At 64.5% G+C, this 24865-nt stretch carries 20 protein-coding genes; 7 read left to right on the top strand and 13 right to left on the bottom strand.

The annotated features are described in order from the left end of the window. The first annotated feature begins 3 nt into the window (after positions 1–3). The 3 genes from RAM80_RS06660 to nudC all read left to right on the top strand — a co-directional run bounded on the left by RAM80_RS06660 (position 4) and on the right by nudC (position 3625). Positions 4–1797, top strand: a complete 1794-nt coding sequence (locus RAM80_RS06660; protein WP_416425432.1) for a glycoside hydrolase family 15 protein — start codon at positions 4–6, stop codon at positions 1795–1797. A 164-nt stretch (positions 1798–1961) separates the two neighbouring features. Next, positions 1962–2774 carry a crotonase/enoyl-CoA hydratase family protein gene (locus RAM80_RS06655; RefSeq protein ID WP_416425431.1) on the top strand — a complete coding sequence of 271 codons (813 nt, stop codon included), beginning with the start codon at positions 1962–1964 and terminating at the stop codon, positions 2772–2774. A 20-nt stretch (positions 2775–2794) separates the two neighbouring features. Beyond that, on the top strand, positions 2795–3625 hold the full coding sequence (gene nudC, locus RAM80_RS06650; protein ID WP_416425430.1) for an NAD(+) diphosphatase: 831 nt from the start codon (positions 2795–2797) through the stop codon (positions 3623–3625). Here the strand turns inward: nudC and RAM80_RS06645 are convergent. Then, positions 3593–4372, bottom strand: coding sequence for a TSUP family transporter (locus RAM80_RS06645; RefSeq protein ID WP_416425429.1), 780 nt, complete (start codon positions 4370–4372; stop codon positions 3593–3595). The two genes, nudC and RAM80_RS06645, sit on opposite strands and share 33 nt — an antisense overlap. Before the next feature lie 191 nt (positions 4373–4563). Between RAM80_RS06645 and RAM80_RS06640 the strand changes: the two genes are divergently transcribed. Further along, positions 4564–5013 carry an REP-associated tyrosine transposase gene (locus RAM80_RS06640; protein WP_416425428.1) on the top strand — a complete coding sequence of 150 codons (450 nt, stop codon included), beginning with the start codon at positions 4564–4566 and terminating at the stop codon, positions 5011–5013. Positions 5014–5188: 175 nt separating this feature from the next. Here RAM80_RS06640 and RAM80_RS06635 read toward each other — a convergent pair whose 3' ends face one another. The 8 genes from RAM80_RS06635 to RAM80_RS06600 all read right to left on the bottom strand — a co-directional run bounded on the left by RAM80_RS06635 (position 5189) and on the right by RAM80_RS06600 (position 12864). After that, positions 5189–5956, bottom strand: a complete 768-nt coding sequence (locus RAM80_RS06635) for an SDR family oxidoreductase (protein WP_416425427.1) — start codon at positions 5954–5956, stop codon at positions 5189–5191. Positions 5957–5966: 10 nt separating this feature from the next. Then, the gene (locus RAM80_RS06630) at positions 5967–7034 is read right to left on the bottom strand and encodes a phosphotransferase family protein (RefSeq protein WP_416425426.1); all 1068 of its coding nucleotides are present in this window, start codon (positions 7032–7034) and stop codon (positions 5967–5969) included. A gap of 230 nt (positions 7035–7264) precedes the next feature. Beyond that, positions 7265–8092: an iron uptake system protein EfeO gene (gene efeO / locus RAM80_RS06625; RefSeq protein ID WP_416425425.1), complete on the bottom strand. Its 828-nt coding sequence runs from the start codon at positions 8090–8092 to the stop codon at positions 7265–7267. 28 nt (positions 8093–8120) lie between these two features. Continuing rightward, positions 8121–9428: an iron uptake transporter deferrochelatase/peroxidase subunit gene (efeB, locus tag RAM80_RS06620; RefSeq protein ID WP_416425424.1), complete on the bottom strand. Its 1308-nt coding sequence runs from the start codon at positions 9426–9428 to the stop codon at positions 8121–8123. Between the two features lie 18 nt (positions 9429–9446). Beyond that, a complete protein-coding gene (efeO, locus tag RAM80_RS06615; protein WP_416425423.1) occupies positions 9447–10637 on the bottom strand; it encodes an iron uptake system protein EfeO in 1191 nt (396 codons plus the stop codon). 14 nt (positions 10638–10651) lie between these two features. Beyond that, the gene (gene efeU / locus RAM80_RS06610) at positions 10652–11494 is read right to left on the bottom strand and encodes an iron uptake transporter permease EfeU (RefSeq protein ID WP_416425422.1); all 843 of its coding nucleotides are present in this window, start codon (positions 11492–11494) and stop codon (positions 10652–10654) included. A 299-nt stretch (positions 11495–11793) separates the two neighbouring features. After that, entirely contained in the window at positions 11794–12108 is a 315-nt protein-coding gene (locus RAM80_RS06605; protein WP_416425421.1) for an SCP2 sterol-binding domain-containing protein, read from the bottom strand. 54 nt (positions 12109–12162) lie between these two features. Then, complete coding sequence (locus tag RAM80_RS06600) at positions 12163–12864, bottom strand: histidine phosphatase family protein (protein WP_416425420.1); 702 nt, start codon at positions 12862–12864, stop codon at positions 12163–12165. A 517-nt stretch (positions 12865–13381) separates the two neighbouring features. Here RAM80_RS06600 and sohB point away from each other — a divergent pair. Continuing rightward, positions 13382–14404, top strand: a complete 1023-nt coding sequence (gene sohB, locus RAM80_RS06595) for a protease SohB (protein ID WP_416425419.1) — start codon at positions 13382–13384, stop codon at positions 14402–14404. A 91-nt stretch (positions 14405–14495) separates the two neighbouring features. On the opposite strand, the gene RAM80_RS06590 is transcribed toward sohB, so the two are convergent. The 4 genes from RAM80_RS06590 to metH form a co-directional block, all read right to left on the bottom strand. Next, the gene (locus tag RAM80_RS06590) at positions 14496–14990 is read right to left on the bottom strand and encodes a DUF934 domain-containing protein (protein WP_416425418.1); all 495 of its coding nucleotides are present in this window, start codon (positions 14988–14990) and stop codon (positions 14496–14498) included. After that, entirely contained in the window at positions 14974–16632 is a 1659-nt protein-coding gene (locus RAM80_RS06585; RefSeq protein WP_416425417.1) for a nitrite/sulfite reductase, read from the bottom strand. Before RAM80_RS06585 ends, RAM80_RS06590 begins: the two co-directional genes overlap by 17 nt. Before the next feature lie 412 nt (positions 16633–17044). Further along, a complete protein-coding gene (locus RAM80_RS06580; protein ID WP_416425416.1) occupies positions 17045–17251 on the bottom strand; it encodes a DUF2970 domain-containing protein in 207 nt (68 codons plus the stop codon). A gap of 143 nt (positions 17252–17394) precedes the next feature. Continuing rightward, positions 17395–21087 (bottom strand): methionine synthase, encoded by a 3693-nt coding sequence (gene metH, locus RAM80_RS06575; RefSeq protein ID WP_416425415.1) that lies wholly within the window; start codon positions 21085–21087, stop codon positions 17395–17397. A gap of 173 nt (positions 21088–21260) precedes the next feature. Here metH and RAM80_RS06570 point away from each other — a divergent pair, with 173 nt between their 5' ends. Together RAM80_RS06570 and RAM80_RS06565 are read left to right on the top strand one after the other, a co-directional pair. Further along, the gene (locus RAM80_RS06570) at positions 21261–23555 is read left to right on the top strand and encodes a fatty acid cis/trans isomerase (RefSeq protein WP_416425414.1); all 2295 of its coding nucleotides are present in this window, start codon (positions 21261–21263) and stop codon (positions 23553–23555) included. A 231-nt stretch (positions 23556–23786) separates the two neighbouring features. Beyond that, positions 23787–24809, top strand: coding sequence for an acyltransferase family protein (locus tag RAM80_RS06565; RefSeq protein WP_416425413.1), 1023 nt, complete (start codon positions 23787–23789; stop codon positions 24807–24809). Positions 24810–24865: the final 56 nt, after the last annotated feature.

Here is a 24865-nt window from a genome sequence, read left to right as displayed (position 1 = left end):
ACCATGGCCGCATTGATTGAAGACTATGCCTTGCTCGGCAATTGCAGGACTGCCGCGCTGGTCGACAAGCAGGGCTCGCTGGACTGGTTGTGTTTCCCCCGTTTCGACGCCCCGGCCTGCTTCGCCGCGCTGCTGGGCGATGAGCACAACGGCCGCTGGCGCCTAGCGCCCAGCGAGCCGTTCGAGGCCAGCCGCGCCTACCGCGACGGCACCCTGGTGCTGGACACCACCTTCACCACTGCCAACGGCCAGGCGCGGCTGATCGATTTCATGCCGCCGGGCGAGCACAGCAGCGTGGTGCGCATCGTCGAAGGGCTGAGCGGCGAGGTGGCGTTCGACATGGAGCTGATCATCCGCTTCGACTACGGCAGCAGCGTGCCGTGGGTGGAGCAGGCCCATGCGCAGATTCTCACCGCCGTGGCCGGCCCGGAAATGCTCGTGCTGCACAGCGCCACGGCGCTGGAGGCGGTGGACCACGCCACCGGCAGCCGCTTCAGCGTGGCCCCTGGCGAGCGCCGGGTGTTCGTGCTGACCTACCAGGATTCCATCCTGCCGGTGCGCGAGGCCTTCGACGGCGAGGCGGCGCTGGCAGAGACCGAGGCGTTCTGGCGGGCGTTCTCCGACCGCTGCCCCGACGTGGGGCCCTACACCGCGCAGGTCAAGCGCTCGCTGATCGTGCTCAAGGCGCTGACCTTTGAGCCCACCGGCGGCATCGTCGCCGCCGTCACCACCTCGCTGCCGGAGTTCCTGGGCGGCGAGCGCAACTGGGATTACCGTTTCTGCTGGCTGCGCGACGCCACCATGACGTTGCTGGCGTTCATGAACCTGGGCTATTTCGAGGAGGCCAGCGCCTGGCGCGAATGGCTGATGCGCTCGGTGGCCGGCAACCCGGAGCAGATGCAGATCATGTACGGCCTGGGCGGCGAGCGCCGCCTGCCCGAATACATCCTGCCATGGCTGAGCGGCTATGAAGGCTCGCAGCCGGTGCGCATCGGCAACGCGGCGGCCACCCAGCTGCAGCTGGACGTGTACGGCGAGGTGGCTGATGCCTTGACCCAGGCCATTCGCGGCGGCCTGCCACGGCACCCGCGCAGCCGGGCGATTTTCCAGGTGGTGATGCCGTACCTGGAAAGCATCTGGCAGCAGCCCGACGAAGGCCTGTGGGAGATCCGCGGCGAGCCACAGCACTTCGTGCACTCCAAGGTCATGGCCTGGGTGGCGTTCGACCGCTCGGCGAAGCTGCAGGCCGGCGACGGTGGCGATGCCGAGCGCAGCCAGCACTACCGGGCGGTGGCGGACCGCATACATGCCGACGTCTGCGCCAAGGGCGTGGACCCGCGGCACGGCGGCTTCGTGCAGGCCTACGGCTCCGGCCAGACCGATGCCAGCCTGTTGCAGATCGCCCTGACCGGCTTCCTGCCGGTGGACGACCCGCGCTTCCTGGCCACCCTGGCGCAGATCGAGCAGCGCCTGATGCGCAATGGCCTGCTGCTGCGCTACGACACCGCCACCGGCTGCGACGGCCTGGAGCCGGGCGAGGGGACCTTCCTGGTCTGTTCGTTCTGGCTGGCCGACGTCTACGCCATGCTCGGCCGCATGGACGACGCCCAGGCGCTGTTCGCACGCCTCAGCGGCCTGTGCAATGACCTCGGCCTGCTGGCCGAGCAGTATGACCCCCATGGCGGGCGCATGCTGGGCAACTTCCCCCAGGCGTTCAGCCACATCGGCATTATCAATACTGCACTCAACCTGCACCGTGCCCAGTGCCCGGCCCAGGAGCGCGCCAAGGCCTCATGAGCCCAAATGTGGGAGCTGGCTTGCCAGCGAGCTGTTGAGGCATTCAAAAGCTCGCTGGCAAGCCAGCTCCCACAACAGGGCATTTCGGCCAACCTGTGGAGCACGCTTTTCCTGACGCATTGTCTTGGTATAGTCCTACCCATCAATAACAAAGGACGCCCGCCATGACCGAGTACCAGGCCTTCCACGTCGAACTCAAGGGCCACGTCGCCCACGTGCAGATCAACCGCCCCGACAAGGTCAACGCCATGAACGCGGCGTTCTGGCGCGAGATCATCGAGATCTTCCAGTGGGTGGACGACACCGAGGCGGTGCGCGTGGTGGTGCTCAGCGGCGCCGGCAAGCATTTCTCCGCCGGCATCGACCTGAGCCTGCTGGCCTCGGTGGCCAGCGAACTGGGCAAGGACACCGGCCGCAACGCCCGCGCCCTGCGGCGCAAGATCCTCGAGATGCAGGCCTCGTTCAACGCCGTGGACCGCTGCCGCAAGCCGGTGCTGGCGGCGGTGCAGGGCTACTGCATCGGTGGCGCCATCGACCTGATCGCCGCCTGCGACATGCGCTACGCCGCCGCCGACGCGCACTTCTCGATCAAGGAGGTGGACATGGGCATGGCCGCCGACGTAGGTACGCTGCAACGTTTGCCACGCATCATCGGTGATGGCATCCTCAGGGAATTGGCCTACACCGGGCGCAAGGTCGATGCCGAGGAAGCGCGCAGCATCGGCCTGGTCAACCGCGTGTACCCCGACACCGCGAGCCTGCTCGATGGCGTATTTGCCATCGCTGCCGACATTGCCGGCAAGTCGCCGATCGCCATCGCCGGCACCAAGACCATGATCGGCTACATGCGCGATCACAGCATTGCCGACGGCCTGGAATACATCGCCACCTGGAACGCGGCGATGCTGCAGAGCACTGACCTGCGCGTGGCCATGGCCGCGAGCATGAGCAAACAGACACCGCAGTTCGATGACTGACATTCGATAAGGAGCCCCTGATGTCTCAACGCTGGACCACCGCTGTACTGGATACCAGCCTGTCCGGGGGCTGGGCCGTGGCCCGCTGCGCCCAGGGCTTTGCCTTCGACGCCAACGGCGTGCTGTTCCCCCGTGAATGGCTGAAGAAACAGGGGCTGGACGTGCTGGCCGAGCACGGCATCGGCCACTTCGACGGCGAGCCGGTGTACCTGCTGGAGCTGCACGGCCCCGCCGACATCGACGGCGTGCAGTGGCAGGGCCTGCGCCAGTTCATGCTGCAGGGCGACTTCGACACCTACAAGCTGCTGGCCTACGCCGCGCAGATCGGCACCTGGGCCCGCGAGCACCGCTTCTGCGGCAGCTGCGGCCAGCCCATGAGCCAGATCCACTGGGAACGCGCCATGTACTGCCAGCCGTGCGACCTGCGCAGCTACCCGCGCATCTCGCCGAGCATGATCGTGCTGATCACCCGTGGCGACGAGATTCTGCTGGCGCGCTCACCGCGCTTCGTCACCGGCGTCTACAGCACCCTGGCAGGCTTCGCCGAGCCGGGCGAGTCGGCCGAGGACTGCGTGCGCCGCGAGGTGATGGAAGAGGTGCAGGTCAAGGTTCGGAACATCCGCTACCTGGGCAGCCAATGCTGGCCGTTCCCGCACTCGATGATGCTGGGCTTCCACGCCGAGTATGAGAGCGGCGAGATCGTGCCCCAGGCCGACGAGATCGAGGACGCCCAGTGGTTCAACGTGCATGAACTGCCGCCGCTGCCGGCGTCGCGGTCGATCGCGCGGTACTTGATCGACCACTACGTGGCAGAGCGTTTAGGCCTGGCTGAACCAGTGCTGCCAGGCTAGCCGCACGGTCAGCCCCAGCACTACGGTAATGAACACCGGGCGAATGAACTTCGCCCCACCGCTGATGGCGCTGCGCGCGCCGAAGAAGGCACCGACCATCAGGCAGGTGCCCATGCTCAGGCCGATCAGCCAGTCCACGCTGCCATTGATGATGAACACCGCCAGCGCCGCCGCGTTGCTGACGAAGTTCATGGTGCGCGCCACGCCGCTGGCGCGGACCAGGTCGATGGGGTACATCAGCATCGAGCTGACCGTCCAGAACGCGCCCGTGCCCGGGCCCGCCACGCCGTCGTAGAAGCCCAGCGCCAGGCCTTGGGGCACCTGGCGTTTCTGCTTGATCTGCGCGTGGCTGTCCACCGGCCCCTTGGGCGTGCCGCCGAACAGCAGGTACACACCGCAGGCAAAGACGATCACCGGCAGCATCTTGTTCAGCCATTCCGAGGGCATGTAGTGCGCTGCCACGGCGCCCAGCAGCGAGCCCACCAGGGTAAAGATGATGGCAGGCCACCATTCCTTGGGGTGGAACAGCTTGCGGCGGATGAAGGTGAAGCTGGCGGTGGCCGAGCCGAAGGTGGAGCTCAGCTTGTTGGTGCCCAGCACCAGGTGCGGCGGCAGGCCGGCGGTCAGCAGGGCCGGGGTGGTCAGCAGCCCGCCGCCGCCGGCGATGGCGTCGATGAAGCCGGCCACGAAGGCGACCACGGCAAGGATGGCGAGGGTGGTGGGGTCGGTGCTCAGTTCGAAAGGCATGGGGCAGATCGTTGTTTTTGGCAGGGCGCGCATTTTAGCCCTTTGAGTCCCAAAAAGCTCGCTGGCAAGCCAGCTCCTACCTTTGTGGGAGCTGGCTTGCCAGCGAGCTTTAACAATCTGAAGCACAACCGATGTTTCCCGCACCGGGCACCTGTGGTTACCGTTGCCATTTTTCCCAAGGAGGCAATGGAATGCCTTGTTCAGTGATATTACGCAAAGGCCGCTTTTCAGGAGAGGGGCAAATCTACGTCTTGACTACCAATACCTTTGACCGCGAAGCGTTCTTCGCTGATTGGCGGGTGGGGCGACTGGTAGTGCGTGAGCTGATGCGAACCGAGGAAGAAGCGTGGCTGGATTCTTTGGCATGGGTGGTGATGCCGGACCATTTTCATTGGCTGGTTCAATTGCGTACAGGCAGTTTGGCGGCAGTCATGCGCAGGACTAAGTCACGATCAAGCCAGGCTGTAAATCGATTGCTGGGTCGCTCGGGGCAACTTTGGCAGCAGGGGTTTCATGATCGGGCTATTCGCAAGGAGGAAGATCTGCTGGCTTTGGCACGGTACATTGTCCGAAATCCAGTGCGGGCGGGGCTCGTGAGTCGCGTTGGGGACTACCCGCTGTGGGACGCGGTGTGGGTTTAGGAGCTCGCTGGCAAGCCAGCTCCCACAAGGGCCAGTGCAGCCTGCTGGTCTGGTGTGAATGATTGGCTCGCAGGATAGCTCTCTTACCAAGGCCAGTGCAGCCTGCCAGTTTGATGTGAAGCGCTCGCTGGCAGTGCGCCCATGTGGGAGCTGGCTTGCCAGCGAGCTGTTGGGGTCAGGACAGGAAGCCGCCGTCCACGTTCAGTGCCACGCCGGTGGTGTAGCTGGAGGCGTCGCTGGCCAGGTACAGCACGGTGCCGGCCATCTCGCTGGGGGCGGCCACGCGCTTGAGCGGGATCTGCGCCAGGGCGGTGTTGAGGATGGCGTCGTTCTTCACCAGCGCCGAGGCGAACTTGGTGTCGGTGAGGCCCGGCAGCAACGCGTTGCAGCGGATGCCGAACGGCGCGCATTCCTTGGCGAACACCTTGGTCATGTTGATGACCGCGGCCTTGGTGACCGAGTAGATGCCCTGGAACACGCCCGGCGACACGCCGTTGATGGAGGCGACGTTGATGATGCTGCCACCGCCGTGCTCGCGCATCAGCTTGCCGGCTTCCACCGACATGAAGAAGTAGCCGCGGATGTTGACGTCCACGGTCTTCTGGAACGCGCCCAGGTCGGTGTCCAGCACGTTGCAGAACTGCGGGTTGGTGGCCGCGTTGTTGACCAGGATGTCCAGGCGGCCGAACTCTTCGCGGATGCGGCTGAACACCTGGTGGATCTGCTCCATCTCGCCGATGTGGCAGGCGATGGCGGTGGCCTTGCCGCCGTCGGCGATGATGGCGTCCGCCACCTGCTGGCAGCCGTCCAGCTTGCGGCTGGAGACGATGACATGGGCGCCCTGTTGGGCCAGCAGTTTGGCGATGGCCTCGCCAATACCGCGGCTGGCGCCGGAAACGAAGGCGATCTTGCCGTCGAGGTCGAACAATTGCGTCTTGGACATCTCGGTTTCCTTACAGGGTGGAGTGCTTGATGACGTTCAGGCTCATCTGTTCCAGCAGCTTGTTCATGTGAATGAACTGGGCGAAGCGCTTGTCCTGGGTCTGGCCGTGGAAAAAGCGGTAGTAGATCTGCTGCACGATGCCGGCCAGGCGGAACAGGCCATAGGTGTAGTAGAAGTCGAAGTTGTCGATGCGGATGCCCGCGCGCTCGGCGTAGTAGTCGACGAACTCGCGGCGGGTGAGCATGCCCGGCGCGTGGCTGGGCTGGCGGCGCATCAGTTGCACCGGCGCCGGGTCGTCGGCCTGCACCCAGTAGGCCAGGGTGTTGCCCAGGTCCATCAGCGGGTCGCCCAGGGTGGTCAGTTCCCAGTCCAGCACGCCGATGATCTGCATCGGGTCGCGGGCGTCGAGGATGACGTTGTCGAAGCGGTAGTCGTTGTGGACGATGGCCGGCCTGGCGTGGTCGGCCGGCTGCTTGTCGGCCAGCCAGGCCTTGACCGTGTCCCAGGCCGGCGCGTCAGGGGTGCGGGCCTTGTCGTAGCGGTCGCTCCAGCCGCTGATCTGGCGGGCCACGTAGCCCTCGGGCTTGCCCAGGTCACCCAGGCCGCAGGCCTGGTAGTCCACCTGGTGCAGGTCGACGAACTTGTCGATGAAACTGTGGCAAAGGGCGCGGGTCTTGCCGGCGTCCAGGCCCAGTTCGGCGGGGATCTCCGAGCGCAGGATGACGCCGTTGACCCGCTCCATCACATAGAACTCGGCGCCGATCACTGCCTCGTCGGTGCAGTGCACGTAGGCCTTGGGGCAGTACGGGAAGCCGGCGTTGAGCTGGTTGAGGATGCGGTACTCGCGGCCCATGTCGTGGGCCGACTTGGCCTTGTGGCCGAACGGCGGCCGGCGCAGGACGAATTCCTGTTCGGGGTATTTCACCAGGTACGTCAGGTTCGACGCGCCACCGGGGAACTGGCTGATCACCGGTGTGCCGGCAAGGCCGGGGATGTGCGCCTTGAGGTACGGGTCGATACGTGCGGCATCGAGCTCTTCACCGCTGCGCACGGCAGTGGACTGGTCGGTAAGCGCCATGGTTATCCCTTTTGCTTATTCTGGAGGCGTCAGATCATTGAACAATCTAATGCGCGGCAGGGCAGGGGACAAGGGGAGGAGGGCGTTATAGGCGGGGGTGTTGCAGGGGGATCAGTAAGGCAGATTGTGGGAGCTGGCTTGCCAGCGAGCTTTTCAGGGGCAACTAAAAGCTCGCTGGCAAGCCAGCTCCCACAATGGCCCCTGCCCAGAGGGAGGGGCCGGTGCAGGGCTTAGTTCAGGCCCAGCTTGCCACGCAGGGTGGACAGGTCTTCGGCCAGGGTGTTGACCGGGCCGATCAGCGCCTTGCGGTCAGCGTCCTTGACCTTGTCATAGGTCTCGTAGCCGCCGTCCTTGGTCTTGTACTTGGCCAGGATCTTGTCCACGGTGGCGAAGTTCTTGTCGACCTTGCTCACGAAGGCCGCGTCTTTCTTGGCTACTTGTGGGCGGAACAGGTCGAAGATTTTCTTCGCGCCGTCAACGTTGCCCTGGAAGTCGTACAGGTCGGTGTGGCTGTAACGGTCTTCTTCGCCGGACACCTTGGTGGCCGCCACTTCTTCCATCAGTGCGGCAGCGCCGCCCACGACTTTCTCAGGCGGGAAGGTCAGGCCGGCCACACGGGCCTGCAGGTCCTTGACGTCGGTGTTCAGCTTGTCGGCCAGGCCTTCCAGGCCCTTGGTGGTCTTTTCCGAGTACAGGCTGTATTCCAGGCGGTGGAAGCCGGTGAAGTCTTCGGCGGTCACGCCTTTCTCGTGGTCGTCGACGCGGGAGTCGATCGAGGCGTCGAGGTCGCTGAACAGCTCGGCGATCGGCTCGATGGACTCATAGTGCACGCGAGTCGGGGCGTACAGCTTCTTGGCCGTTTCCAGGTCGCCTTTCTTGATGGCGTCGGTGAACTTCTGGGTTTCGGCGCCCAGTTTGTCCAGCTCTTCGGTCACGTAGATCTTGTAGTCCGAGATCGGCTGAACCAGGTCCAGCGGGGAGTTGTCGGCGGCGAAGGCCGAGACCGGTGCGTGGAGCAGGCCAAGCGACAGCAGCAAAGCGAGTGGCGACTTCTTCATGAAAGGGATCCCCGATGGTGTCAAAGACTTAAGCGTTTTTGGTTTTGGTAGCTTGCAGCAGCGAACGACCGATGTAGTCCTGGTCGTCTTTTACCCCCGGCAGGGTGAAGAAATAACCGCCGCCCATGGGCTTGAGGTATTCCTCCAGCGGCTCGCCGTTGAGGCGGGTCTGCACGGTGATGAAACCTTTTTCCAGGTTGGCCTGGTAACAGATGAACAGCAGGCCCATGTCCAGCTGGCCGTTCTTGTTCACGCCGTTGGAGTAGTTGAACGGGCGACGCAGGATCAGGTTGGCCTGGGACTCGGGGGTGCGCGGGTTGGCCAGGCGGATGTGCGAGTCCAGGCGCGTGAGCTTGCCGGCCGGGTCCTTGTGGTAGTCGGGCACGTCGTGCTCGGTGGCGCCGTCGAACGGTGCACCGGTGGTCTTCTTGCGGCCGAAGATGCTTTCCTGTTCCTGCAGCGGGGTGCGGTCCCAGCGCTCGACGAAGTTGCGGATCAGGCGCACGGCCTGGTAGCTGCCGTTGGCGGCCCAGGCCGGCTCTTCGCTGCCCGGTTGCACCCAGACAATGGCGTCCATGGCCTTGTTGTCGTTGGAGTCGGGGTTGGCCGAGCCGTCGCGGAAACCGAGGAAGTTGCGCGCGCTCTCGGCGGGGGCATCGGCCTTCTTCGGCGCCTGTGCAGGCACGGTGCCTTCTTGCTTCCAGCGCACCAGCAGCAGGTCGGGCATGTTCTTGACGATGTCACGCAGGGCGTGGATGTTGGTGTCCGGCGTGTTGGAGCAGAACTGCAGGGTCAGGTCGCCGTGGCACAGGCCCGGCTCCAGGGCGTCGTTGGGGAAACCGACCATCTGGATCAGGTGCTTGGGCTTGGCGTGTTCCAGGCCGAAGCGCTCGTCGAACAGCGAAGCGCCCACCGACACGGTGATGGTCAGGTTGTCCGGGGTCACGACCGGGCCGAGGATGCCCGAGTCCACCGGCGGCAGCTTGGGGTCTACCTGCTCGACTTCGCCGCCGGTCATCAGGAACTTGATGCGGCTGTCCAGCAGCTTGAACATCCGCTCCAGGTCCTTGCGGTCGCTGGCCAGCACGTCGAAGGCCACCATCATGCCAGCTGCCGGGCGCGGCGTGACGATGCCGCTCTGGTGCTGGCCATGGTAGTCGTGGCGGTCCTGGGTCTTTTCGCTTTTCGGCGCTTCGGCCACCTGCGCCTGGGCGGCGGCCATGGCCGGGCAGCTCAGGGCGCTGCCGGCCAGGGCGACGCCGGCGGCGCCCATGCCCATCAGCACGCGACGGCGTTGCGCGTCGACCGGGGTGTTGCTGTTCTTGGTATCGCTCATCAGTGTCGTCGTCTGTCTTTACAGGGCCGAAAGGCCGAGGGCGGGATCGATTCCGTCGAGTGCGTCGGCCAGTGCCTTGGCCTTGTCGGCGATCTGCTTGCGCTGATCCGGGCCGACCTTGTCATACGAGAGGTAGCTGTCGCCGTCGCGCAGGCTGGCCAGCTGGCTGTCCAGGTCAGCGGAAGCGGCGTCAATCTTCACCAGCAGGTCGGCGGCGGACTTGGCCAGCACCGGGCGTAGCAGGTCGACCACCTTGCGGGCGGCAGCCAGGTTGGCGGCGAAACCGTTCAGGTCGGCGTGGCTGTAGCGCTCTTCCTCGCCGTTGGTGCGCACGTCGGCCAGGCTGTGCAGGTTGCGCGCAACAATCCCGACAAGCTGCTCTGGCGGCAGGTTCTGCGCCAGCAGCTGGGTTTTCAGCTCGGCGACGTCGCTGGCCAGCTTCTGCGCCACCGGCGCCAGGCCGTCCAGGCTCTGCTGCTGGAACAGGCCGTATTCAATGCGGTGGAAGCCGCCGAAGCCTGGGTCCTGCTCGCGTTTCTCGTAGTAGTCGGCGCGAGCGTTGATGCCGTTGTCCAGCTCGGAGAAGCGCTGGGAGGCGGCAGCCAGGCCCTGGTAGGCAACGCGGGCCGGCACGTAGGCGGCGCGGGCCGCGGCCAGGTCACCGGCGGTGATGGCCTGGTTCAGGGTGTCCACGGCGCGCACCAGGGCGCTGCCCTGCAGGCTCAGGTACACGCGGAATTCGGACAGCGGGCCGACGAACGCCACCATCGACGGGCGGGCCTTGGCGTTGGCGTCGGACTCGGCGGTAGGGGTGACCTTGAGGGTGCCGCGCGGGTTGCTAAGCAGGCCGCAGGTGATGGCGTAGTCGCCGGGCGCCAGGTTGGCGTTGATCACCTGGCTCATGCCCGGGGTGATGTTCTCGCGCTCTTCCACCACCAGCACGCCGTCGAGAATTTCCCATTCCACGGCACGTTCCGACTTGTTGACGATGCGGAAGCTGGCGCGGCCGGCCGGCACGGTCAGGGCGTTGGGCTCGCAGCTGTGCGGGTGAATGTTGACGACGATTTCGTCATGGTTGGCCTGGCGCTTGGACGAGGCCACCTGGGAGGCGTAGTAGAACAGTGCGCCGGCGGCGAGCATCACCACCACGGAGCCGGCCACGGCCGCGCGCAGGACGCGCGGCGACAGGCCTGGGGCTTGATTGGACATTGACTGAAAAAGCCTTAGGAGTGAGTAGCGGGAGCTGGCTTGCGGCCCACGGGGGCGCTGGCCGGCAGGAAGAAGATCACCAGGGCGAAGACCAGGTAGAACAGGTAGGCGCCCAGCACGCTGACGGTTGGCGCGTCCTGGTAGCCGAACATGCCGGCCAGCACCGAGCCGGTCGGGCCGTCCATGGGCAGGATGGCGCTGATGTCGAACACCACGTCCTGCAGGTGGTTCCACAGGCCGGCCTCGTGCAGCGAGCGCACCGAGTTGGCCAGGATGCCGGCGGCCACCACCAGGATGAACAGGCCGGTCCAGCGGAAGAACATGGCCAGGTTCAGGCGCATGCTGCCGCTATAGATGGCCATGCCCACGGCCACGGCGACGATCAGGCCCAGCAGGGCGCCCAGTGGCGCGCCGGCGCCTTCGCTCTGCTGGAACACGGCCAGCAGGAAGAACACGGTTTCCAGCGATTCACGCGCCACGGCGAAGAACACCATGGCGATCAGGGCGAAGACCTGGTTGTTGGAGCCGGCCAGGGCCTGGTCCAGGGACTCGTGCAGGGCGTGCTTGATGGAGCGGGCCACCTTGCGCATCCAGAACACCATGGAGCTGAGGATGGCCACGGCCACCAGGCCGACCACGCCTTCGAACAGCTCCTGCTGCTTCTGCGGGAACTCGGCGCTGACCATTTCCAGGCCGCCGCCGACCAGCAGCGCCAGGGCAGCCGCCAGGAACACGCCGATCCACACGGCAGGCATCCACTGACCGCGACCGGTCTGCTTCAGGTAACTGGCAATGATGCCAACGATGAGCGCGGCTTCAATCCCTTCGCGCAGCATGATCAAAAATGGAACCAGCACTTCGCACCACAATCTTAAGAAGGATGCTAACTTGTAACATAATGAGACTTATTATTGAATACAGGGGCCATCATTTTGGATAGTTTTCCCCGAAAATTTATCTCCGCAATTGGCAAAGCCCTTGCATTGAAATGCGCCCCGTAGCAGCTGCCGCCAGGCGGCGTCCGCTGTTTTTCATGCCCGAAATATCGGGGTGGAGTGCTGGAGAGTGACGCAGCCTGCGGCAGCTGCTACGCGGTTGTGGCAGGCAAAAAGAACCCGGCTATTGAGCCGGGTGCTTTTTTGTTACCAGAGATGTATCAGCCTGGAAACAGTTCGCTCAGTTTCATCGCCAGCATCATGTCGCCTTCGGCGCGCAGCTTGCCGCCCATGAAGGCCTGCATGCCGTCGGTCTCGCCGCTGACGATGCCCTTCAGGGTTTCCTCGTCCATCACCAGGGTCACCTGGGCGTCAGGGTTTTCGCCCTGCAGCAGTTGGCAGGTTTTGTCCTTCACCACCAGCGAGAAGTTCTTGGTGTCGTCGATGCGGAAGCCGAAGACCAGGTCCAGGCCGGCAGCGGCGGACGGGTCGAACTTGGCCTGCATTGCTTCTTGGGCTTTCTCTAGGGTGCTCATGCTTCGATCCTTTTTCTCAATGGGGCTAACGACAGGTATTGCAGTGGGCCGGGCTCATCGGTAGGTGATGAACTCCGGCGCCTTCAGCAGTTGCAGGTGAGTGTGACTGTTGAAGGAAGCCAGGGCTACCTCGCGGCCGCGGAATTTCAGCTGGCTGAGCGAGGTGTTGACGATCTGCCAGTTCAGCTCGAAAGCCTGGGCGGCAGAGACGCCGGTAATCAGGTGCAGCAGGGCGGCGATGGTGCCGCCCGAGGTGAACACGGCGATGTTGGTGCCGCTGCCGGCCTGGGCCAGCAGGCACTGCAGGCCGGCCTCGACGCGGGCGACGAAGGCCGCCCAGCTTTCGGTTTCCGGGGTGGGATGCTGGCCGCCGTGCCAGCGGCCCATCAGCAGCGCGAACAGGCGCTGGAACTCGCCGCGGTTGTGCGCCGCGTTGCGCAGGATGTGCAGCGCCTCGGGCTCGTCGGGCAGCAGGTCGGGCAGCAGCGCGCGGATCACCGCCTCGGCGTCGAATTCGTTGAAGGCCGGGTCGGTCTCCACCACCAGGTCGGCCACGCCCATGGCTTCCAGCGCCAGGTGCGCGGTGGCCTGCTGGCGCCGCAGGCTGCCAGCCACGCAGCGGTCCAGGTGCAGGCCCAGGTCGGCCAGGTGCGCGCCCAGGACCTGCGCCTGGCGCATGCCCAGCGGCGACAGCACGTCGTAGTCATCGGCGCCGAAGCTGGCCTGGCCATGTCGAATCAGATAGATGCTGCCCACGTCCGCGTCGTCCCGGTACGTTGAAAGTGCCTTGGAGGTTATGAGGATGCCGGGGGCCTGTCAATGAAAAAACATACGCTTGTTTGAATTGCCATTCTGCAGCCCCTACGCCAGGCAATCACAGGCGGACAAGGCAATGCCAAGGGCATGACTGGCCCGAAACAAACGGTAGGAGCCGAGCTTGCTCGCGATGCGCCGCGCGGGCGGCGCTCGATCTTGAGATCGCCACAACAACATCGACAGGCACCTCTGGAATCCTCCGTCGACGGCAGCGGCGACAGGCTGCATGTCTTGGGTTTGCTCGGCGCTCTCGAGACCGCGCGCCGCCCGCGCGGCGCATCGCGACCAAGGTCGGCTCCTACGGTCTGTTTCGGGCCAATCCATGCCTGTGGGATCACCTCGTACGCCTTTGTTTGTCCGAGCGAAGATTCGCGTCGCGACCACCTGATTCCAAGAGTTAGACACCCGCCAGATCCTCCCCGTAGAATGACCCTTTGAAGCCTTTGAGGTACCCCCCGTGGAGTTTCTCTCCGAGTACGCGAGTTTTCTCGCCAAGACCGTCACCCTGGTCCTGGCGATCATCGTGGTGTTGACCGCCATCGCCGCCCAGCGCGGCAAGGGGCGCCGCAAGACAGCCGGCCAGTTGCAGGTAAGCAAGCTCAACGATTTCTACAAGGGCCTGCGCGAGCGCCTGGAATCGACCCTGCTGGACAAGGACCAGCTCAAGGCCCTGCGCAAGCAGGAAGCCAAGGCCGAGAAAAAGGGCAAGAAGAAAGCCGAGGCCAAGCCGCGGGTGTTCGTGCTCGACTTCGACGGCGACATCAAGGCCTCGGCCACCGAGAGCCTGCGCCACGAGATCACCGCGCTGCTGACCCTGGCCACGGCCAAGGACGAAGTGGTGCTGCGCCTGGAAAGCGGCGGCGGCATGGTGCACAGCTATGGCCTGGCCAGCTCGCAACTGGCGCGCATCCGCCAGGCCGGCGTGCCGCTGACCGTGTGCATCGACAAGGTGGCCGCCAGCGGCGGCTACATGATGGCGTGCATCGGCGAGAAGATCATTAGCGCGCCGTTTGCCATCCTCGGCTCGATTGGCGTGGTGGCGCAGTTGCCCAACGTCAACAAGCTGCTGAAGAAGCACGACATCGACTTCGAAGTGCTGACTGCCGGCGAATACAAGCGCACCCTGACCGTGTTTGGCGAAAACACCGAGAAGGGCCGGGAGAAGTTCCAGGAAGACCTGGACATCACCCACCGCCTGTTCAAGAACTTCGTGGCCCGTTACCGCCCGCAGTTGCCGATCGACGAAGTGGCCACCGGTGAAGTGTGGCTGGGCGTGGCGGCGCTGGAGAAACAGCTGGTGGACGAACTCAAGACCAGCGACGAATACCTGGCCGAGCGCGCCAAGCAGGCCGAGGTGTTCCACCTGCACTACGCCGAGCGCAAAAGCCTGCAGGAACGCGTAGGCCTGGCGGCGAGCCATTCGGTCGAGCACGTGGCGGGGAAGGTGTGGGAGAAGGTCAGCCAGCAGCGGTTCTGGTAAACGTCCGCTTGTGGTAAAGCCGGCCTTGGCCGCGATGTGCGCTTACGGGCGTCATCGCGGCCAAGGCCGGCTCCTACCGGGGGTGTTGCGGTCAGCGACGACGGAACAGCGGCAGCGGTTCGTCAGTGGCGGCCTGGTAGGTCACCGAGAAGTCTTTCAGGCTTTCCAGCGCCTCGTACGGGTCTTTGTCCGCGCGCAGGGCGAAGGCATCGAAGCCGCAACGGGCCAGGTAGAACAACTGGTCGCGCAGCACGTCGCCAATGGCGCGCAGCTCGCCCTTGAACTTGTAGCGGTCACGCAGCAGGCGCGCGTTGGAGTAGTTGCGCCCGTCGGTGAAGGCCGGGAAGTTCAGGGCAATGACCTGGAACTGGTCGACGTCCTCGCCGATTTCCTCGGCTTCTTCATCGCTGTCCAGCCACACGCCCAGGCCGCCGTCGCGGGCCTTGAGGGCGTGAGCGTGCTCGCGCCACAGGGCCAGCGGCACGATCAGGTCGTCGCAGTTGCTGATGCCGTCCAGCGTCGCGTCCTTGGGCAGCAGGTGCCAGGTTTCGTCGACGACGGCGTTGTTCTTAATGATTCGCTGCATAGACGCGTTCCTTGAACAGATCGATACCGATGCGCTGGTAGGTGTCGATGAAGCGTTCATCTTCAGTGCGTTGTTCGATGTAGACGTCGATCAGCTTGCTGATCACGTCGGGCATGGCTTCCTGGGCGAACGAAGGGCCGAGGATCTTGCCCAGGCTGGCGTCGCGGCTGGCGCTGCCACCCAGGGACACCTGGTAGAACTCCTCGCCTTTCTTGTCCACGCCCAGGATGCCGATGTGGCCCACGTGGTGGTGACCACAGGCGTTCATGCAGCCGGAGATGTTCAGGTCCAGCTCACCGATGTCGAACAGGTAGTCCAGGTCGTCGAAGCGGCGCTGGATGGATTCGGCGATCGGGATCGACTTGGCGTTGGCCAGCGAGCAGAAGTCGCCGCCCGGGCAGCAGATGATGTCGGTCAGCAGGCCGATGTTCGGCGTGGCGAAACCACCTTCGCGCAGTTCCAGCCACAGTGCGTGCAGACGGCTCTGCTCGACGTCGGCGAGGATGATGTTCTGCTCGTGGGAGGTGCGCAGCTGGCCGAAGCTGTAGCGGTCGGCCAGGTCGGCGACGGCGTCCAGCTGCTTGTCGGTCAGGTCGCCAGGGGCAACGCCGGTTGGCTTGAGCGACAGGGTCACGGCCACGTAGCCGGGCTTCTTGTGCGCCAGGGTGTTGCGCACGCGCCAGCGGGCAAAGCCTGGGTGCTCGGCGTCGAGGGCGCTCAGTTCGGCGGCGAAGTCAGGCAAGGCCTTGTACTCGGGGTCGACGAAGTGCTTGGCCACGCGTTGCAGTTCGGCTTCGGTCAGCGTGGTGCTGCCGCCGCGCAGGTGTTCCATTTCGGCATCGACCTTCTGGGCAAACACCTCGGGGGTGAGGGCCTTGACCAGGATCTTGATGCGCGCCTTGTACTTGTTGTCCCGGCGGCCATAGCGGTTGTACACGCGCAGGATGGCGTCCAGGTAGCTGAGCAGGTCTTGCCAGGGCAGGAATTCGTTGATGAACGAACCCACCACCGGGGTACGGCCCAGGCCGCCACCCACCAGCACGCGGAAGCCCAGTTCGCCGGCTTCGTTGTGCACCGGCTCAAGGCCGATGTCGTGCACTTCGATGGCGGCGCGGTCGCTGCTGGCGCCGTTGACGGCGATCTTGAACTTGCGCGGCAAGTAGGCGAATTCAGGGTGGAAGGTGGTCCACTGGCGGACGATTTCACACCATGGGCGCGGGTCGATCACCTCGTCCGCGGCGACGCCGGCGAACTGGTCGGTGGTGACGTTGCGCAGGCAGTTGCCGCTGGTCTGGATGGCGTGCATCTGCACGGTGGCCAGCTCGGCCAGGATGTCGGGGATGTCTTCCACCGCCGGCCAGTTGAACTGCACGTTCTGGCGAGTACTGATGTGGGCGTAGCCCTTGTCGTAGTCGCGGGCGATCTTGGCCATCATGCGCGTCTGGCGCGAGGTCAGCTGGCCGTAAGGCACGGCCACCCGCAGCATGGGCGCGAAGCGTTGGATATAGAGGCCATTTTGCAGGCGCAGCGGGCGGAACTCTTCTTCGCTGAGCTCCCCGGCCAGGTAGCGTCGGGTCTGGTCACGGAACTGCTTGACGCGGTCCTCGATGATCCGTTGATCGTACTCGTCGTAAACGTACATAGGTGTCCTGTTCTCAGGCTGCTTACAGCAAATCTGCGCGCACGGCCGCGCACTCCCAGCGGAGCCGACGAAAGATACCAGTTTCGGGTTATGCGCAAAAGTGATGTTTGAATATAAGGAAAGAACCAAAAGTACTAACCTTAGTACTTTAGTCTCAAGTCCTTACTTGCCGTGGGGGCAAGGCTGAACTTTACTGCACAAGCGTCCTGATAAAAATCATAAAGAGGCGAACGCACCATGAGCAACCCCGTGAAAAGCCGCAAACCCGACAGCAGCGTCGATGCCTGGGCGATTCTGTTTTTGATTATCCTCGTTGTTTCTGCCGCCGTGTTCTGGGTAAGCCACCAGTAACTTCCCCGTAGCAGCTGCCGCCAGGCGGCGTCAGGGCCTGGACGCGGCCTGGCGGCCGCTGCTACGTGGCCAGGTGGATTATCAGCTTTACCAGGCCGAACAACGCCAATGCGAACACCGCCGTGCAGACGATGCCCAGCGCAATGAAGTGCGCAGGCTTGCCGTGGGTGAAGTCGCGTTCGCGGTTCTTGTGGCTCTGCACGCCGAAGGCGGCAGCGACGATGCTGTGCAGCATCTGCCAGAGGGTAGGGGGCTTGGAGTCGGCCATGACGGGCATTCCCGGACGGATATGCCCAAGCGTAGCAGCAACTCTCCTGTGGGAGCTGGCTTGCCAGCGAGCTTTTAGGGCCTCAACAGCTCGCTGGCAAGCCAGCTCCCACACCTGTAGCAGCTGCTACAGGGGAGCGGGGCTTACGCGTCGTAGCCCAGGTTCGGCGACAGCCAGCGTTCGCTGATGGTCAGGTCCTGGCGCTTGCGGGCGCTGTACGCCTGCACCTGGTCCTTGTCGACCTTGCCCACGGCGAAGTACTGCGCCTGCGGGTGGGCGAAGTACCAGCCGCTGACGGCCGCCGCCGGGAACATGGCGAAGTGCTCGGTCAGTGTCACGCCGCTCTGGCCGTTGTGGTCCAGCAGCTCGAACAGGGTGCCTTTCTCGGTGTGATCCGGGCAGGCCGGGTAACCCGGGGCAGGGCGGATACCCTTGTACTGCTCCTTGATCAGCGCCTCGTTGTCCAGCGCCTCGTCCTTGTCGTAGCCCCAGTGCTCCTTGCGCACCTGCTGGTGCAGCCACTCGGCGCAGGCCTCGGCCAGGCGGTCGGCCAGGGCCTTGACCATGATCGAGTTGTAGTCGTCGCCCTTGTCCTGGTAGGCCTTGGCCACTTCCTCGGCGCCGATGCCGGCGGTGGTGATGAAGCCCCCCACGTAGTCGGTCACGCCGCTGTCCTTGGGCGCCACGAAGTCAGCCAGGCTGAAGTTCGGCTTGCCGTCGGGCTTGATGGTCTGCTGGCGCAGGTGGTGCAGGCGCGCCAGGGCGCGGCCGTCGTCGGCGTACACTTCGATGTCGTCGTGGTCCACCTGGTTGGCCGGCCAGAAGCCGAACACCGCGCGGGCGCTGATCAGCTTCTCGTCGATCAGCTTGCGCAGCATCACCTTGGCGTCTTCATACAGGGCCGTGGCCGCTTCGCCGACCACCTCGTCGGTGAGGATGCGCGGGAACTTGCCGGCCAGGTCCCAGGAGATGAAGAACGGCGTCCAGTCGATGTACTCGGCCAGCACGTTGAGGTCGATGTCATCCAGCACCTTGGCACCGGTGAAGGTCGGCTTGACCGGCTGGTAGCTGGCCCAGTCGAAGGTGGCCTTGGCGGCGATGGCCTGTTCGTAGCTCAGGCGCTCGGTGCGGGCGCTGCGGTTGGCGGTGCGCTCGCGCACGTCCACGTAGTCCAGGCGGGTGCGCTCGACGAAGCCGGGCTTGAGTTCCTTGGACAGCAGCTGGGTGGCCACGCCCACGGCGCGCGAGGCGTCGGTGACGTAGACCACGGCGTCGTTGCTGTACTTGGGCTCGATCTTCACCGCGGTGTGCGCCTTGGAAGTGGTGGCGCCACCGATCATCAGCGGCAGGTGGAAGCCCTGGCGCTGCATCTCGCGGGCCACGTGGACCATCTCGTCCAGCGACGGCGTGATCAGCCCGGACAGGCCGATGATGTCGCACTTCTCTTCCTTGGCCACCTGCAGAATGCGTTCTGCCGGCACCATCACGCCCAGGTCGACGATGTCATAGCCGTTGCAACCCAGCACCACGCCGACGATATTCTTGCCGATGTCGTGCACGTCGCCCTTCACCGTGGCCATCAGGATCTTGCCCTTGGCCTCGGGCTTGTCGCCCTTTTCCGCTTCGATGAACGGGATCAGGTGCGCCACCGCCTGTTTCATCACGCGGGCGGACTTGACCACCTGGGGCAGGAACATCTTGCCCGAGCCGAACAGGTCGCCGACGATGTTCATGCCCGACATCAGCGGGCCCTCGATTACCTCGATCGGGCGCTTGAACGACTGGCGCGACAACTCGGTGTCTTCGACGATGTGGGTGGTGATGCCCTTGACCAGCGCGTGTTCCAGGCGCTTGTTGACGTCCCAGGTGCGCCACTCTTCGGTCTCGGCTTCCTTGACGCTGCCGTCGCCCTTGTACTTGTCGGCGATGGCCAGCAGGGCGTCGGTGCCTTCCGGGGTGCGGTTGAGCACCACGTCTTCCACGGCGTCGCGCAGTTCCTGCGGGATCTGGTCGTAGATTTCCAGCTGGCCGGCGTTGACGATACCCATGGTCAGGCCGTTGCGGATCGCGTACAGCAGGAACACCGAGTGAATCGCCTCGCGCACCGGGTTGTTGCCGCGGAACGAGAACGACACGTTGGACACGCCGCCGCTGCTCAGGGCATAGGGCAGCTCGTCACGAATGAAGGCGCAGGCGTTGATGAAGTCGACGGCGTAGTTGTTGTGCTCCTCGATGCCGGTGGCCACCGCGAAGATGTTCGGGTCGAAGATGATGTCTTCCGGCGGGAAGCCCACCACATCCACCAGGATGTCGTAGCTGCGCTTGCAGATCTCTTTCTTGCGCGCTTCGGTGTCGGCCTGGCCGGCTTCGTCGAAGGCCATCACCACCACGGCGGCGCCGTAGCGCTTGCACAGCTTGGCGTGATGAATGAAGGCCTCTTCGCCTTCCTTCATGCTGATGGAGTTGACGATGCCCTTGCCCTGGATGCACTTGAGGCCGGCTTCGATCACTTCCCACTTCGAGGAGTCGATCATGATCGGCACGCGGGAGATGTCCGGCTCGCCGGCGATCATGTTGAGGAAGGTGACCATGGCCTTCTTCGAGTCCAGCATGCCCTCGTCCATGTTGATGTCGATCACCTGGGCGCCGGCTTCGACCTGCTGCAGGGCCACTTCCAGCGCCTCGGTGTAGTTTTCTTCGCGGATCAGGCGGGCGAACTTGGCGGAGCCGGTGATGTTGGTGCGCTCGCCGACGTTGACGAACAGCGAGTTGCGATCGATGGTGAACGGCTCCAGGCCCGACAGGCGGCAGGCCCGCGGGATGTCCGGAATGGCGCGCGGCTTGTGCTTGGCCACGGCCTCGGCGATGGCCTGGATATGGCCCGGGGTGGTGCCGCAGCAACCGCCGATGATGTTCAGGAAGCCGCTGGCAGCGAACTCCTCGACCACCACGGCCATCTCGGCCGGGGTCTCGTCGTACTCGCCGAAGGCGTTCGGCAGGCCGGCGTTGGGGTGCGCGGAGACGTGGGTGCCGGCCTTGGTCGACAGCTCTTCCAGGTACGGCCGCAGGTCCTTGGCGCCCAGGGCGCAGTTCAGGCCCACCGAGATCGGGTTGGCGTGGCGCACCGAGTTCCAGAAGGCTTCGGTGGTCTGGCCCGACAGGGTACGGCCCGAAGCGTCGGTGATGGTGCCGGAGATCATGATCGGCAGTTCAAAGCCGATTTTCTCGAACACGCCCTGCACGGCGAAGATCGCCGCCTTGGCGTTGAGGGTGTCGAAGATGGTCTCGATCAGGATCAGGTCGGCGCCGCCCTCGATCAGGCCTTCGGTGGCCTCGGTGTAGTTTTCCACCAGCTCGTCGAAGGTGACGTTGCGGTAGCCGGGGTCATTCACGTCCGGGGAAATCGAGCAGGTGCGGCTGGTAGGGCCGAGCACGCCGGCGACGAAGCGCGGCTTGTGCGGGGTTTCCAGGGTCTTGGCGTCGGCCACTTCACGGGCGATGCGCGCGCCTTCCACGTTCAGCTCGTACACCAGCGATTCCATGCCGTAGTCGGCCTGGGACACTTGGGTGGCGTTGAAGGTGTTGGTCTCGAGGATGTCGGCGCCGGCGTCCAGGTAGGCCTTCTCGATGGCGGCGATCACGTCCGGGCGGCTCAGCAGCAGCAGGTCGTTGTTGCCCTTGACGTCGCTGGGCCAGTCGGCGAAGCGCGTGCCACGATAGTCGGATTCCTCCAGGCGGTAGCTTTGGATCATAGTGCCCATGCCGCCATCGAGAATCAGGATGCGCTCTTTGAGGGCTTGCTGAAGTGCTTGGAGACGAGCGCTGCGGTCAGACATAGGGCTACCTGTCAGGACAAAAACAAAAAGAAAGCGGATAGATAAGGTGCGAAATCATAACAAACCTGCGCGCTTTTAAACGCTTCTACCTTTTACATGAATTCGGCTCATGTTGAAGGGGCGCCGCCACAGGTAGAATTGCCACTGCTATTACACAATCAGGACACCGCCACATGGTGCATCGCCTCCTTGCCGCCGCAGTCATCTTTTTTGCCTGCCTGACTGCCCACGCGCAAGCCCCCGTCGCCAGCCCGGCGATTTCGTACACCCGTGACATCCAGCCTATCCTCACCGAAAAGTGCGTGGCCTGCCACGCCTGCAACGACGCCGCCTGCCAGCTCAACCTGGGCAGCGCCGAAGGCGCCACCCGTGGCGCCAGCAAGGTGCCGGTGTACCAGGGCGACCGCAGCACGGCCGTGGCGCCGTCGCGGATCTTCTATGACGCCCAGGGCGAGGCAGAGTGGCGCCGCAAGGGCTTCTATTCGGTGCTCGACGCCCAGGGCAGCCAGGCCGCGCTGATGGCGCGCATGCTGGAGTTGGGGCACAAGAACCCGCTGCCGGCCAATTCCAAGCTGCCGGACAACATCATGCTGGGCCTGAACCGCACCAACATGTGCCCCATGCCCGGCGAGTTCGACGCCTACGCCGCTGCCCACGTGCACGAAGGCATGCCCCTGGGTGTCACCGGCCTCACCGACGCCCAGTACGCCACCGTGCAGCGCTGGATCGCCGCCGGCGCGCCGGTCGACCAGCAGGCCGTGAAGGCCAGCCCGAAAGAGGCCGCGCAGATCGCCGAGTGGGAAGCGCTACTCAACCGCCCTGGGTCCACCGAGGCCCTGGTGGCCCGCTGGCTGTATGAACACCTGTTCCTGGCGCACATCTATTTCGTTGGCGGCGAGCCTGGCCATTACTTCCAGTGGGTGCGCTCGCGCACGCCCAGCGGCAAGCCCATCGACCTGATCGCCACCCGCCGCCCCGACGACGACCCCGGCGCCGTCTTCTATTACCGGCTGATGGCGGTGCAGGGCGTGATCGTGCACAAGACCCACATCACTTACCCCATGGGCCCGGCCAAGCTGGCGCGGGTCAAGCAGCTGTTCTACAGCGGCGACTGGCACGCCACCTCGTTGCCCGGCTACGGCCCGCGCCACCGCGCCAACCCGTTCGAGACCTTCCAGGCCATCCCGGCAGTGGCGCGCTACCAGTTCATGCTGGATAACGCCGAATACTTCGTGCGCACCTTCATTCGTGGCCCGGTGTGCCGCGGGCAGATCGCCACCGACGTGATCCGCGACCACTTCTGGGCGCTGTTCCAGGAGCCGGCCCACGACCGCTACGTGACCGATGCCGTGTACCGCGCCAAGGCCACGCCGTTGCTGGAGATGCCGGGCCAGGACGACAACGTCGGCAGCATCCTGTCGCTGTGGCTGGCCTACCGCGACAAGCGCAACGCCTATGAAGACCTGCGCCGCGACGCCTACGCCGACATGCCGCCGCCCAGCTGGTCGACCCTGTGGGCCGGCAACGACAACGCGCTGCTGACCATCTTCCGCCACTTCGACAGCGCCTCGGTGAACAAGGGCCTGATCGGCGACGTGCCGACCACGATGTGGCTGTTCGACTACCCGCTGCTGGAGCGCACCTATTACCAGCTGGCGGTGAACTTCGACGTCTACGGCAACGTCGCCCACCAGGCGCAGACCCGGCTGTACTTCGACCTGATCCGCAACGGCGCGGAAATCAACTTCCTGCGCCTGATGCCGGCCGACAAGCGCGGCAAGCTGCTGGACAGCTGGTACCAGAACAGCGGCAAGGTGAAGATGTGGCTCGATTACCAGAAGATCGACACCAGCACGCCTAGCGCCATGAAGCTCAGCGAGCACGACCCCAAGCGTGATTTCGGCCTCAAGCTGATCCAGCGCGCCGGCAGCCTCAACGCCAGCCCCGACCCGATCAACCGTTGCACCGGCGCCTACTGCTCGCGCGAGGGCATCAGCGAGGAGTTCAAGAACGTCGAGCAGTCGCTGAGCCGCCTGGTCTCGCGCCCCGAGGCCGGCCTGCCGGTGATCGAGCGCATGCCCGAGGCCACCATGTTGCGCATCCAGGGCAAGAGCGGGCGCATGGTCTACAGCTTGCTGCGCAACCGCGCCCACACCAACGTGGCGTTCCTGCTGGGCGAGGCCTACCGCTACATCCCGGGGCTGGACACCCTGACCCTGTGGCCCGGCGTGCTGAGCAGCTACCCCAACTTCATGTTCAACGTGCCGGCCGACCAGGTGCCGGCGTTCGTCGATGCCATGCAGCAGTCCAGGGACCAGGCCAGCTTCGACAAGATCGTCGAGCGCTGGGGCGTGCGCCGCACCAACCCGCAGTTCTGGGATTTCTTCCATGACCTGACGCGCTACATCCAGGAGACCGAGCCGGTGGAGGCGGGGGTGCTGGACATGAACCGCTACGAGAACCTGTAACGTCTTGAAATCGCGTTGCCTGCATCGCGACTAAAGTCGGCTCCTACGCCGTCCGTGGTAGGAGCCGGCCTTGGCCGCGATGCAGGCGACTCCATTTCAGGGCAGTTGCTGCTCCGGGGATGGTGCAGACCGCCCGTCAATCCGGATGACCTTTGCCCCTTTTTTGAAGTCCGACCCTTTGAGAGTGCACCGAAAGTGCGCACGGTCAGGTTCCAAAAAAGGCGGTAAACAATGCTGATTTCGCTTCAAGCCCTCCGGGCACTGGCAGCCTGGACGGTTGTCTGCCATCACTTCATGCAGATCTTCTTCGACTTCCATGCCAGCGGCCCCATCGGCCAATTCTTCGTTGATCGCGGCGCCGTCGGCGTGGACATTTTCTTCGTCATCAGCGGCCTGGTGATCTACCTCTCCACCCAGGACAAGGACATGCCCGCCGGGCGTTTCCTCCTCAACCGCGCCATCCGTATCGTGCCCGCGTACTGGTTCTACACCCTGCTGATGGGACTGATGATCGTCGCCGTCGGCCAGCAGATGCCGCACCAGGTGGTGGACCTGCCGCATTTCATTCTGTCGCTGCTGTTCATCCCCTCGGAGAACCCCGGCGGCTACGGCCTGTACCCCACGCTGAACGTCGGCTGGACCCTGAACTACGAAATGTTCTTCTACCTGATGTTCTCGCTGGTGTTCGTGGTGCCCAAGCGGCATCGTCCTTTAGTCGTAGGCCTGGCGCTGTTCGCGGTGTGCGAAATGGTCAGCCACTATGGGGTGCTGAGCCGCTTCTACGCCAACAACATCATCTATGAATTCCTGCTCGGCATCGCCATCGGCTGGGCCTACCGTCGCGGCTGGATCGCCCAGGCGCTGTGGGTGCCGCTGCTGGTGATCGGCGCCTCGCTGGTGGCCATCTACAACCTGCCGGCCAGCGACCGGCTGTTGAACTGGGGCGTGCCCAGTGCCTTGATCGTGCTGGCCTGCGTGGCCATGGAGCCGTGGTTCAAGGGCAATCGCGTGCTCAAGACCCTGGGCGACTGCAGCTACTCGGTGTACCTGATTCACGTGATGGTGCTGTACACCGGCTGGTTCGCCAGCGAGCGCCTGAACATCAATCCGTACCTGGTTTTCGCCGTTTGCGTGCCGGTCATCGCCCTGGCTTCGTGGGCCAGTTACGTGTGGATCGAGACCCGCCTGTACCGCCGCATGAAGGGCTGGGCGGAGGCGCGCCTGGCGCCGGTGGAACGCCCCTCCATAACCTGACAAAAATACTGGGACTTTGTGCCGCGCCCGGTTTGGCGTAAACTGCCGGCAAGTCT

The sequence above is a fragment of the Pseudomonas sp. App30 genome, from assembly GCF_047947025.1.
GTDB lineage: Bacteria > Pseudomonadota > Gammaproteobacteria > Pseudomonadales > Pseudomonadaceae > Aquipseudomonas.
This window is presented reverse-complemented; position numbering and strand designations above follow the sequence as displayed.